General features: G+C 51.1%; 6 protein-coding genes. 3 read left to right on the top strand and 3 right to left on the bottom strand.

What is annotated here, in order from left to right:
* Nucleotides 1–13 precede the first annotated feature (13 nt).
* Nucleotides 14–922, top strand: a complete 909-nt coding sequence (locus CYPRO_RS08610) for a 3-methyladenine DNA glycosylase (RefSeq protein WP_205730328.1) — start codon at nucleotides 14–16, stop codon at nucleotides 920–922.
* 40 nt (nucleotides 923–962) lie between these two features.
* The gene (locus CYPRO_RS08605; RefSeq protein WP_164682653.1) at nucleotides 963–1844 is read left to right on the top strand and encodes a substrate-binding periplasmic protein; all 882 of its coding nucleotides are present in this window, start codon (nucleotides 963–965) and stop codon (nucleotides 1842–1844) included.
* Between the two features lie 2239 nt (nucleotides 1845–4083).
* Here the strand turns inward: CYPRO_RS08605 and CYPRO_RS08600 are convergent.
* Nucleotides 4084–5073 (bottom strand): beta-ketoacyl-ACP synthase III, encoded by a 990-nt coding sequence (locus CYPRO_RS08600; protein ID WP_114984229.1) that lies wholly within the window; start codon nucleotides 5071–5073, stop codon nucleotides 4084–4086.
* Between the two features lie 178 nt (nucleotides 5074–5251).
* Nucleotides 5252–7480, bottom strand: a complete 2229-nt coding sequence (locus tag CYPRO_RS08595; RefSeq protein ID WP_114984228.1) for an NADP-dependent isocitrate dehydrogenase — start codon at nucleotides 7478–7480, stop codon at nucleotides 5252–5254.
* A 320-nt stretch (nucleotides 7481–7800) separates the two neighbouring features.
* Here CYPRO_RS08595 and CYPRO_RS08590 point away from each other — a divergent pair, with 320 nt between their 5' ends.
* Complete coding sequence (locus tag CYPRO_RS08590; RefSeq protein WP_114984227.1) at nucleotides 7801–8775, top strand: sensor histidine kinase; 975 nt, start codon at nucleotides 7801–7803, stop codon at nucleotides 8773–8775.
* Nucleotides 8776–9003: 228 nt separating this feature from the next.
* Here CYPRO_RS08590 and CYPRO_RS08585 read toward each other — a convergent pair whose 3' ends face one another.
* On the bottom strand, nucleotides 9004–12189 hold the full coding sequence (locus CYPRO_RS08585; protein ID WP_114984226.1) for a T9SS-dependent choice-of-anchor J family protein: 3186 nt from the start codon (nucleotides 12187–12189) through the stop codon (nucleotides 9004–9006).
* Nucleotides 12190–12476: the final 287 nt, after the last annotated feature.

Here is a 12476-nt window from a genome sequence, read left to right as displayed (position 1 = left end):
TTCTGAACAAGCTATGATCATACAGCTAAAAAATCTGTCACGTAAGAAGTGGCTGGCACAGGCCGCTTCACACCGGGAAGCTGTAGAACAGCTGACGGGCGGATACCTGCAGGCGAAGTCGCGGCAGGCGCAGAATCCGGTGATGGATTTTATGTTCACCTATTACAAGTTCAGGCCTTCCAAACTCATGCAGTGGACACCCGGATTTGGAGTTATGCTTGAGGGAGCGACTGAAGCTGATGGTTTTGATGACCGCTTTTTTTCGGTTACGGATGAAGGAGCCTTCCTGGATTTAAACCGCTTTCCTGCAAAAAAACAGCGCGGACTTCGCTGGATCACCGAACTTCTGCGGGCAACCGCTTCGAGGCCCCCGAACTTCGGGTGCTGCGGTATGCACGAGTGGGCGATGGTCTATGAGGCAGAAGATGTCCGGCACGGCGATTTCCCGCTCAGGTTGAGCCCCGGCGAAATCCGGGTGCTGGTTGACAACAGCCCCGTAAACTGTTCTCATTTTGACGCATTCCGCTTTTTCACGCCCTCAGCGCGTCCCAAAAACAGCGTACAGCTTACCCGCGACAACATGCATGATTACGAGCAACCCGGTTGTCTGCACACCAACATGGATTTGTATAAATGGTGCTATAAACTAACGCCCTGGGTGCCGTCATCGCTCACCCTGCAGGCCTTCCGACTGGCCTGCGAAGCCCGTACTTTAGACATGCAGGCGGGTCCCTACGATCTGCGCGCCATCGGCTACAGTCCGGTCTGTATTGAAACCGAAGCCGGTCGCCGTATCTACAAGAAGCGGCAGGCCGAACTTTACAGCAAATCCCAACCGCTGCGCGACGCCTTGATTTCCGTTCTCACGCAGCTGCATGATGAACTTTACCATGCACAGCATGCGCCTGAAGCCGTGCTGTAAATTTGAATCAATCCTACACAAAAAGCCCCATCCCTATTCAATGAAGTTAAAAGAGATACTATTAGCTACCCTTTTTCTGGTTGTACTTTTTACCGCCTGTTCAGAAGCGCCTCGTTTTGAAGGTGATTCCTTTGAACAGGTCAAACAGCGCGGCTATGGAACGCTGACGGTTGTTTACGTGCCCGCAGAGGGCTTTGCTTATATTGATGAGCGCGGCAACCTTACGGGTGTCACCATTGACATTATGGAAGAGTTCCGTGAGTTTCTGGATGTTTCCATGGGTCTGGACATCACCTACAACTTTGTGCCTGTTGACAGCTTTCAGGAGTTTTACGGGGATGTTGTGCAGTCAAAAGGCGGCGTTTTCGGTCTTGGCAACGTGACCATTACGGAAGCCCGGAAATCCGAACTCCGTTTCAGCCCGCCCTATCTCACCAACATTGCTGTCCTGATCACCAATGATGCGATTGATGAACTGGGCGAAATGTCTGAATTATCGCAGCACTTTGCGGGCATGAACGGACTTGCCTTTGAAGGCACCCTTCATCAGGAGCGGATCGAACGGCTGATCAGCAACTACATCCCGGAAGCTTCCATGGAGTTCGCCCGCTCGAATGCCGAAATTCTTGAGCAGCTCAGCGAGCGGGAAGATCTGTTTGCCTACATCGATATTTACAACTTCTGGCGTGCCGCAGAGCGGGGCAAGCCGCTGCGTCAGCACACAGCCGGTGATTTGGCGAGCGAGCGTTTCGGCATCATCATGCCGCTTAACAGCGACTGGCAGCCGGTGATAAGTGACTTTTTCGAGCGCGGCGTAGGCTTCCGCACGTCAAACGTATACCGCGGTATTCTGGAGCGGCATTTAGGAGAAGAGCTCACCGAAAGACTGGAATCCGCCCGTGAAGCTGTTCTGGGAGATTGAGCACCGGTTACAACATCCAATATTTTGAAACGATATCCCGCAATACCCAAGAAGCTGTAGGCATTTACAGCACCGTTAATTCAGCGGGATGATGGGATGATAGTTTTGTTTTAATTTTCTTCGGATCCAAATCAACCTTCCAAGGGTTTTTTTAAACTTTGGAAGGTTTTGGGATGCGTTTCGTTTTCAGAATACAGTTTTATTTTTAATGGATGATGGGGCCGTGGTGTTTTAATACTTCAATGCCAAAAAAATGTAAGTATGGTCTCTAAGGTGTTATTATCACAACACTTACCAATCCCCCTCTCGAGAGGGGTGGCCCCGGTAGGAGCGTGTGAAGAGCAATGAAGACTGAACAGCACCAAATCCCATTCAACGCCCCAAAGCCGGCGGGCCGGGGTGTGGGAGTGCCGGTCGAAGGCTTTGAAATTCGGTGCAACCCGATAAACCGTGAAAGCAAGGAGCGGGGCTCGTGCGACTCACAAATAAATTACCAGCCTTATCCGCGATGAACGTGCACGATTCAAACAAATCCGGTAAAAATTATCTCCGATGATATGCCGCCCCTTCAGGGCTCATTTTGTGTGGTCGGGTCTCTTCCCGGGGTTGGCACCCCGGGCTGTGATATACCGCTCTTACAGGGCTTTGGTTAGGGTGTGGAAATTACTTTTTGCACCTGCTTGTAATGCACGGTGTTTATCTGTGGCGTGAGGGTAGCGAACCCCGATATCCGGGTTGTCACACCCCGCCCCGACACCATCGGGGCTGTTTTAAATAGGTGTTTTTTTCGGTCTCATGCCGCTAATTACATCTTTCCCAGGGGCACCCCTCTCGCAGATGGGAGTTTGATTTCCGTGGCGTTACAGGACTTCGAGGCCAATAAAGTGTAATTCAGGCTAAAATCAGACATAAAACAGGTATATAAGTCATTATTTACACTGAACTTATCAATTCCCCCTCTCGAGAGGGGTGGCCTCAGTACGCATGTGATAGGATTGATTAAGTTGTATAGCTTTTGAACCATTTCAACGCCCGGATGGTGGCGGGCCGGGGTGTGGGAGTGCCGGTCGAAGCTTTTGAAATTCGGTGCAACCCGATAAACCGTGAAAGGAAGGAGCGGGGCTCGTGCGACTCACAAATAAATTACCAGCCTTATCCGCGATGAACGTGCACGATTCAAACAAATCCGGTAAAAATTATCTCCGATGATATGCCGCCCCTTCAGGGCTCAACTTGTGTGGTCGGATCTCTTCCCGGGGTTGGTACCCCGGGCTGTGATATACCGCCCTTACAGGGCTTTGGTTAGGGTGTGGAAATTACTTTTTGCACCTGTTTGTAATGCACGGTGTTTATCTGTGGCGTGAGGGTAGCGAACCCCGATATCCGGGTTGTCACACCCCGCCCCGACACCATCGGGGCTGTTTTAAATATGTGTTTTTTTCGGTCTCTTGCCGCTAATTACATCTTTCCCAGGGGCACCCCTCTCGCAGATGGGAGTTTTGGTTCCGTAGCGTTTCAGGACTTCGAGGCCAATAAACTGTAAATCAGGCATATAAGTTATTACTTATACGGAACTTCCCAATTCCCCTCTCGAGAGGGGTGGCCCCGTTAGAAGTGTGATTGGATTGATGAAGGTGTATCACTTTTGAAGCATTTTAACGCCCGAATGGTCGCGGGCCGGGGTGTGGGAGTGCCGGTCGAAGCCTTTGAAATTCGGTGCAACCCGATAAACCGTGAAAGCAAGGAACATAGCTGATACGAATCACAAAATAAATTACCGGCCTTATCCGCGATGAACATCCACGATTCAAACATGGCCAGCAAAAAGTAATCACGATGATATGCCGCCCCTTCAGGGCTCAACTTGTGTGGTCGGGTCTCTTCCCGGGGTTGGTACCCCGGGCTGTGGTATGTCGCCCTTTCAGGACTTTGGTCAGATTGTGGAAATTATTATTTGCACCAATTTGATTTACGCAGTGTTTATCTGTGGCCTGAGGGTGCCAATTCAGTCATTCGGGCTGTCACACTCCGCCCGTTCGCTGCGCTCACCCGGGCGTCCTTCTTGCAGAAGGGCGTTTTGGCGGTTCAGGGTTAAGTGGTCTAAAGATGATAGTACCCAAGAAAAGTGTCTGTAACTTACGCTGCGTTTGGGCTTCCGGAATGCCCCCTTTCCATTATAAAAAAAGCCTGACGCAGCAGTTGGTTCGCGTCAGGCTTTTTTTGAATGAGGTATTTTTTCTTACACCCTGAAGAGACAGGACGCCCAGGTCAGGCCGGCACCGAAGGCTACGAGGGCGAGAAGGTCACCTTCTTTTAGACGGTTTTGCTCGAAAGCTTCCGTCAATGCGATGGGTACTGAGGCAGCGGAGGTATTGCCGTAGCGGTCAACGTTTACGAAGACTTTCTCAGCCGGTAGCCTTGCCTGTCGTGAAGCGAACTCGATGATACGGGCGTTGGCTTGATGGGGGATGAACAGATCGATGTCGGCGCTGGAGTAGCCGGTTTCATCGAGTACAATTTTGAGAGCTTCGCCCATTTTGACTGAGGCAAATTTGAAAACTTCGCGGCCGTTCATTTTCAGGTACTGCATGCCCTGTTCGAGCCGCTCCGGAGTAACCGAGTAGCGGGTGCCGCCGGAAACCTGAATGATGTGTTCGAGTCCGCTGCCATCCGATCCGAGGTGATGGGCGAGCATACCTTTGTTTTCGTCTTCGGTTCGCTGTATCACAACAGCTGCGGCGCCATCACCGAAGAGCACACAGGTGTTGCGGTCGTTCCAGTCCACATTTCGGCTGATGACTTCTACCCCAATCACTACGATGTTGCGGTACTGTCCTGAGCGGATAAACTGATCTGCTGTCACAAGCGAGTACACAAAACCGGTACATCCAACGACCATTGAGAAAGCTCCCGCCTTTGCGGCACCGAGGTTGTGCTGTACCTGTGAAGACACGGGCGGCATGAGATAATCGGGACTGGAGGTTGCCACAATAATCAGATCAACTTCCTCAGCGGTAATGCCCGCTTTGTCCATAGCGGCCTGAGCGGCCTGCGTTGCAAGGTCTGAGCAATGCTCCCCATCTTTTACGACATGCCGCTCCCTGATTCCGGTTCGTTCTCTGATCCATTCATCCGTTGTATCTACTTTTTTGGAGAGCTCATCATTTGTGATGACAGTCTCAGGAATGGCTTTCCCGTAACCGGCGAGTTTTCCGTAGTATCGAATCATATAGGTTAGATTAATTTGCTAAGGTTGAAAATGCTTACAGCCCCCAATCATTTTTGGTGCAGCTGACTGCACCAGGTCGTTTGTGCGCTATGCGTAAAGCAATAAAAGCGTGAGAAAAAAGCCGGTGTCCGTACTTTTGGGTTTTCGGACACCGGCTGAATTCCGGGATCGCCTTGTTTTATTCGGTCTTCAGGCCATCGATGATGGCGTTGAAGGTGAGGCTCGGACGCATAACGTCCGTTGTTTTGGCAAAGTCAGGATGGTAGTACCCGCCAATATCCTGCGCGTTGCCCTGTGCACCGATTAGTTCCTGATTGATGGATTCTTCCTTTTCTTCCAGGGCCGCAGCTACCGGCTTGAATATGGCTGCAAGCTCGGCGTCATCGGTCTGTGTGGCGAGGGCCTGTGCCCAATACAGGGAAAGATAGAAGTGGGAACCCCTGTTGTCGATTTGCCCCAGCTTACGGGCCGGCGACTTATCTTCGTCCAGAAACTTCTCATTGGCCTTATCCAGGGTTTGGGCGAGCACGCTTGCCCGCTTGTTTCCGAAAACGCGTCCCAGGTGTTCAAAGGAAACCGCAAGGGCGAGAAACTCTCCGAGGGAATCCCAACGAAGGTAGCCTTCCTGAAGCAATTGCTGCACGTGCTTCGGTGCTGAACCTCCTGCACCGGTTTCAAAAAGTCCGCCGCCGTTCATCAGGGGCACAATGGAAAGCATTTTAGCGGAAGTGCCAACTTCCAGGATCGGGAAGAGATCGGTGAGATAGTCGCGAAGCACATTACCGGTTACGGATATGGTATCGAGCCCTTTATGCAGGCGCTCCAGCGAAAACTGCGTCGCTTCGACCGGCGGCAGGATGTGCAGTTCTACATCGTCGGTTTTTTGTTCTGCAAGGTATGCTTCAACTTTGCGGATGAGCTGCGCGTCGTGTGCGCGGTCTTTGTTAAGCCAGAACACAGCCGGTGTTGCGGACTCCCGGGCGCGGCGCACGGCCAGGTTTACCCAGTCACGGATGGGGGCGTCCTTGGTCTGACACATGCGGAAAATATCACCGGTTTCAACGGCTTGTTCCATCAAAAGCTGATCCTTGCTGTTGATCACCTGCACCACACCTTCGGTATCCATCTGAAAGGTTTTGTCGTGTGAACCGTACTCTTCGGCCTTTTGGGCCATCAATCCTACATTGGGAATGCTACCCATGGTTGAAGGATCAAAAGCGCCGTTGGCTTTGCAAAAATCAATAGTAGCCTGGTACACGCCCGCATAAGATCGGTCGGGGATAACGGCCTTGGCCTGACGCTGTTTGTCATACTTATCCCACATACAGCCCGCATCACGGATCAAAACGGGCATGGAAGCGTCGATAATTACATCGGAAGGTACATGAAGGTTGGTAATGCCTTTGTAGGAATTGACCATTGCCAAATCCGGACGCTCCGCGTAAACGGCCTCAATCGCTGCCTTGACTTCTGCTTCTTTGTCTTGTCCTTTAATCCGGGCATACACATCACCGAGACCATTACGGGTATCAACGCCAAGTTCTTTAAACAGTGTGTCATATTTGGCAAACACATCCTTGAAAAACACCTCTACAAATGCACCAAATATGATGGGATCAGAAACCTTCATCATCGTAGCTTTCATGTGAAGGGAGAACAGGAGATCAGAATTTTTAGCGTCCTCAATTTGCTCGGCAGCAAAGGCTTTGAGCTTATGCATGCTCATGACCGCCGTATCGATTACTTCACCTTCCTGAAGCTTCAGATTATCTTTCAGCACACGCCTGGTTCCGTCCGTACTTGTGAAAACAATCCGTACGGTGTCCGCTTCCGACAGGGTCATGGACTGCTCACTTCCAAAGAAATCTCCTTCGGTCATGCTTGCTACGTGCGCTTTGTTATCGGGGGTCCATTTGCCCATTCGGTGCGGGTGCTTTTTGGCGTAGTTCTTAACCGGCTTGGGTGCCCGGCGGTCCGAGTTTCCTTCCCGCAGTACGGGATTCACCGCTGAACCCAGCACTTTACCATAATTCGCTTTTATGGTTGCTTCTTCTTCGTTTTTGGGCTCGTCCGGATATTCGGGTACCATATAACCATGCTCGCGGAGCTCCGCAATGGCAGCCTTGAGCTGTGGGACGGAAGCTGAAATATTCGGCAGTTTGATGATGTTTGCTTCTTTGGTTTTGGCCAGTTCTCCAAGTTCAGCAAGGTGATCCCCGATTCGCTGTGTTTCCGTCAGATATTCCGGAAAATGGGCAAGAATGCGGCCGGCGAGTGAAATATCCCGGGTTTCAACTTCAACGCCGGCTTGTTTGGCATAAGCGGTAATAATCGGTAGCAATGAATGCGTTGCCAGCATAGGCGCTTCATCGGTGATGGTGTAAATAATCTTAGGCGTGGATTCCATAAATAATGATTAAGATTTAAGATGTTGTGATTCGGGCTCCAAAACAACCATTAACCCCTTGCTGTTCAATTGTTGACAGGGTTTTCTTAGAAACACTTACAGTCTGAAGCGATTCTGATGTGCCGCCCAAAATGGCAAGTGGAAAATATAACTTGCGCACCGATTTATAAAATCAAAGGTTTGTGCACATAAACAGCTGCCTGCGGTTTTATCAGCGCTCTGCAAGCCTTACCTTGAATGCCAAAGCGTGATCCGGGTACTGCCTTACACCCCTTCAGATTACCTTTTTGTATTCTTCATTGATAAAACTTCCGTATTGAATGAGACCACCGATCAAAGTTACTTTAATCTACCTTACTGTCGGCTATATTTGGATTCTTTTCAGCGATCAGTTTCTCTTGCTTCTTTTTGAGGGGATTGAGGTCGAAGCGTATGCAATTATTCAGTCTTACAAGGGATTCTTTTTTGTTACCGTGACCGCCCTTATGCTGTTTTTGCTGACCAATCACTATCACAGGTCGATCAGCGCGAATGTCAAAAAGCTGGAAATACATAACCGCGATTTTGATCGGGAAGCCATCCATCTGAGTCAGGCCAACCGAAACCTGGAACAGTTTAGCTATGTAATTTCGCATGATCTGCAGGAACCCGTTCAGGTACTGCGCCTGACCCTGCGTCAGCTCATCCGAAAATATGAAGCTGTGCTCGATGAAAAAGGCGTTCAGTATCTGCGCAATGCTGAAAAGAGCACGGTCGATATGCGGGAGATCATCAACAAAATGTACAATTATTATGAAGTTAGCGCATATCTGTCGGATGAAGTATCAACCGTTGACCTGAATGTCCTGATGGAAGATATCCGGCGCTGGAATGCCCGACTGATTCAAAAGAAGAAGGGTGTATTTACGTGGGATAAGCTGCCACTCATACGCGTAAACCAAAATCGGCTGTTCCGGCTTTTTGAGATTCTGGTTCGCAACAGCTTCCTTTACAGCGATGAAAATACCCGGCCGACGGTCCGCGTCAGCTGTTCAGAACAGGAGCAATATCTTGTGTTTTCGGTTAAAGACAACGGACCCGGCATTCCCGAAGATTTGCAGTCCCATATCTTTGTGCTGTTTTCCCCGGATAAAGATGGTGATCTCACGGGCAGAAGCTCAGGACTGGCCATTGTCCACAAAATTGTGACGGGACTCGACGGGCAGATTTCATTCACAAGTTCTCCGGAAACCGGCACAACCTTCACCATTTATCTGCCGAAAAGTTTGTTGCAAACTCCGCAAAACGATCAATAGGCAATTTTTGTGAAGCCCATGCCCCTGCAAATCTAAACTCATGTTTTTGTTGGGTTCTTCAACCCAACAAAGTCCCGCCAAGGCTTGAACTAAGGCCCACAGCTTATCAATTTCGATAATCATCCGAAAACACATCCCATAAAAAAAGTCCTGCCGGTTTACCCCGACAGGACTTTTTTGTGATGAGGCGCTTTTCCTTCCCCATCCCCTTCCCATAAAAAAAGCCGCTTATTTCAGGAGAAGCATTTTATGGGTTTGGGTGAAGCTGCCTGCCTGAATACGGTACAGATAGACGCCGCTTGAAAGTGAGCCGGCGTCAAATGTTACCGTGTGTGTGCCCGCAGGCTGTGTACCGTTCACCAGCTTAGCGACGCGCTGCCCGGTGAGGTTGAAGACTTCGAGCACCACTTCAGTGGTTTCCGTCAGCTGATAGCTGATTTGTGTCGTGGGGTTGAAGGGGTTCGGATAGTTCTGCGCGAGCAAAAATTCGGCGGGGATATCCTGCAGCTCAGGCGCAGTGCTGGTTACATTTTGCAGTTCTGTGACTTCGCCGTCTTCAAATACGGCAAGAAGCGTGAGCGGGGCACCATCCTGATTCTCTGACGGATTTGCAAAGCCGGAAGCCACAATTCCTACCAGCTGCGGTTCATGTCCGCTGAGGTCGGCGGTAAAGGCAAAGAGCATGTCACCGGAAACCGCGTCCGTCAAATGCAGCTCGTACGCATCCGGGAGAAGCCCGAAATCCGGCGTAACCATATCGCCAAATCCGAAATCGTGCATGAAGGGCGCTTCCCCTTTAAGGGCAATATCCAGATTGGGGGCGTCGGTTACCCCGTGATACAGGTAGAGGGCGTGCATGGATTCGGAAGGCTCATGCATCATATCCCGGCTATACACTTCAAAACGCAGGGCAGTGCTGCGGTTATCGGGATTCTCAGCAAACAGCTCAGGGGCAAGAAGTCCGGAAACCAGCACTACATAGTTGCCGTCTTCGCTAAAGGTCAGCGTTTGTTCAAAAGCCGGCGCATCTGAACCGGAGGGTGCTATCCCAACTGTGACAGGCTCACCTGCGGGAAGAAGTCCGTCTTCAAGGGCAACGCGGTACGGTACCCCTTCGCCGGCAAGTTCACCATCCAAAAATAAATCTGCCATGGCAAGCGCCGGATCAGAAGCATTGTGGATGAAGAATACGTTCGCGAACACCGGCTCGGGTTCAGGCTCATTAACGGTTGCATCAACGAGCACATCGTCAACAGACCAGTACCAGTCCCAGCTTCCGGTGAAGTTCCACTTGAAACGCACGGCAGATTCGCCGTCCGCTTCGGGCACGTCCATGCTGAAAAACGCAGGATTAGCGGTCTGACCACTGTTCCATTCTTCAAGGATCGTCCAGGTTTCGCCGTCATCGAGGCTGTAGGCCACTGTTGCGGTTGAGGAATTGAAATCGCGGAAATAGTGTGTGAAGGAAAGCGTCACATCTTCCGCATGTGTGAGGTCGAGGCGGGGCGTAATCAGGTCTGAGTTCTGACTGTTGCCGCTGCCGTAGGCGTCGCTGTCGAGATAGGCGTAGCGGACGCCGCCGTCAATCCCGCGCGAGCCGATGTTTCCAAACTGCCAGACCTGACCATTGCCAATATTGTCGGTTATCGTCCAGCAATCCGGTGCGCCGGGGCCTTCAAGGAAATTTTCTGAGAAAGGTGCGCCCGCGGGCTGCGTACAGTCCACAACACTAAAGGTACCAGTGCGGCTGTCGTTATCCGGATTTTCATCGCCGGGTAAATCCACAAAAGCGAGTATTTCAAAAGAACCCGCCGGAAGCTCAATCTCAGGAAACAGAACGTTCGCAAACTGACGGTTTTCCAGTTCACCCGTCCATTCCTGCGTCGCGCTGTTTACCATCTCACCGGACTCATCTGTGATTTCATAGCCAACTGTGAGTGCCGTAATGGTTTCAAGCCCCGCGTTGCGAATGCGGAATTCGGGGATGATGGGATCCGTAATCTGATACATGCCGTTCGGGCTAAGGATAGAAGTAAGCTGCGCATCATTGTCGAGCGGGTCATCGAAGGGATTAAAAGCGTCGAGTACGAGTGCTCCTGTTCCCAACGGATCAAGCCAGGGTTCCAGGCTTGTTGCTTCTGTTCCGCCGCCGGTCCAGGATACGCCGAACTTGCCGTACCAGTCTTCCAGCTCATTGCCACAGGCCGCATAGCCGCCGTGCAGCTGACCGATAAGGCGACCTTCTCCGTCAAACAATCCCGAACCGGATGAGCCGGGCTCGGTTGTCGTGCCGTCGGCCCAGGTGCCTACCCGCCAGTGCGTGCTGCCGCTGCCGGGCGCGCCCAGATAGCTCGAAGTCGTAACGCCATCAAACAAGTAACTGAACTTCTTGATGTCACCGCGCGGATGGTGAACGCCGAAAATGTAGCCGTCTATGGTTTCATCCATGGTGCGGTTCCAGCCGGAAAAAAACAGCTCATACTCTTCGGGTACTTCCTGATTGAGCTGAAGAAGCCACACATCAGAAGGGGAATGGCGCACCAGGCTTACCGCGCCGGACATCGCATCGTGTGAAGGCGGTGTCGCAGGGTTCTGACAGGTCTCGCTCTCATAATTAAACATGAACACCAGCTGCCCCGGCTGCGTGAAACAGTGATTGGCAGACAGAAAGTAAGGCGTGCTGTCATTTGCGGTGTTGTTGATGAGCTGCCCCGTACACCAGCTGTTCCCGTTAACGACCATGCGGGCGACCGAGCTGATTTGCTCTTCCCAGCCTTCAGCTGCTTCACAGGCAACGTTCAGGTTACAGGAGCCGGAAGCACCGAAGCTGCCGTCTTTCAGATCGCGGTAACCGTGCGTGACCCGCGCCAGATTCATGCTGCCCTGAAAAGCGGCGTCAACAGGCTCAATATACTCGATCACAACTTCATCGGCCCAGATCATGGTTGTTGCAAAATAGCGGTCATCCTGATTGTTGCGCGCAGTAAAGGCGCCCAAAATGGTGGAGCGGTCCTTGCTGTACACAAAAAGCTGCGCGCCTTCGGGAATCTCGAAGTCATCAAACAGTAAGTTCAGGCTGCGGGCACCCGCACTTTTCACAGCGAGCCGCCATACGCGGTAGTCATCCTTCATGGTTTCCCAAACACCGGCGTTTTGCGGATTAAGGTCCGTATCTATATTATAGCCAAAGCGGAATGGCGTATTGGGTTCAAAATCAAGCTGTGCATCTTCGGCACGCTGTTGTGCAAGGCCGTGCGGAACAAGGGATACTTCCGGCACGGACTGCAGGGTCTGTTTGTGTTCAAGCTTGAAACTGAGCGGAGTGCCACCCTCATTGACCTGTGCGTTTGCTGCCATCAGCGGCAAAAAACTGCATACGACAGCCAAAAGGATTGGGCGTAAAAAACGTGTCATAACAATGGTTTAAATAAAAATCAGCTGCCCACAAAAAAAGCCCGGCTGTGCCGGTCGGGTAACCCGGTCTCAGGCAAACAGACCTGAAACCAAGTCACGCAAAAGGCATAACGGGCTAAAAGAAAAGACAACCAAAAAGATAGTTTATGGATTAAATCAAAAGATACAGTTGCATCTGTAAGAAGCACGGTATCGCAGACCGGCGTTAAAACATTGGATACAAGCATCATCTGTTAAGCTAAGTTAACAAAAAACACTTTTGCTTTAAAAACCTCAAAAAGCCGAAT

Origin of the sequence: Cyclonatronum proteinivorum, assembly GCF_003353065.1 — a bacterium.
GTDB lineage: Bacteria > Bacteroidota > Rhodothermia > Balneolales > Cyclonatronaceae > Cyclonatronum > Cyclonatronum proteinivorum.
This window is presented reverse-complemented; position numbering and strand designations above follow the sequence as displayed.

Bases quoted from the DNA above. Each gene is read 5' to 3' on its own strand.
- CYPRO_RS08605 (WP_164682653.1), top strand. From the start codon at position 963: ATGAAGTTAAAAGAGATACTATTAGCTACCCTTTTTCTGGTTGTACTT.
- CYPRO_RS08585 (WP_114984226.1), bottom strand. From the start codon at position 12,189: ATGACACGTTTTTTACGCCCAATCCTTTTGGCTGTCGTATGCAGTTTT.
- CYPRO_RS08610 (WP_205730328.1), top strand. From the start codon at position 14: ATGATCATACAGCTAAAAAATCTGTCACGTAAGAAGTGGCTGGCACAG.
- CYPRO_RS08590 (WP_114984227.1), top strand. From the start codon at position 7,801: ATGAGACCACCGATCAAAGTTACTTTAATCTACCTTACTGTCGGCTAT.
- CYPRO_RS08595 (WP_114984228.1), bottom strand. From the start codon at position 7,480: ATGGAATCCACGCCTAAGATTATTTACACCATCACCGATGAAGCGCCT.
- CYPRO_RS08600 (WP_114984229.1), bottom strand. From the start codon at position 5,073: ATGATTCGATACTACGGAAAACTCGCCGGTTACGGGAAAGCCATTCCT.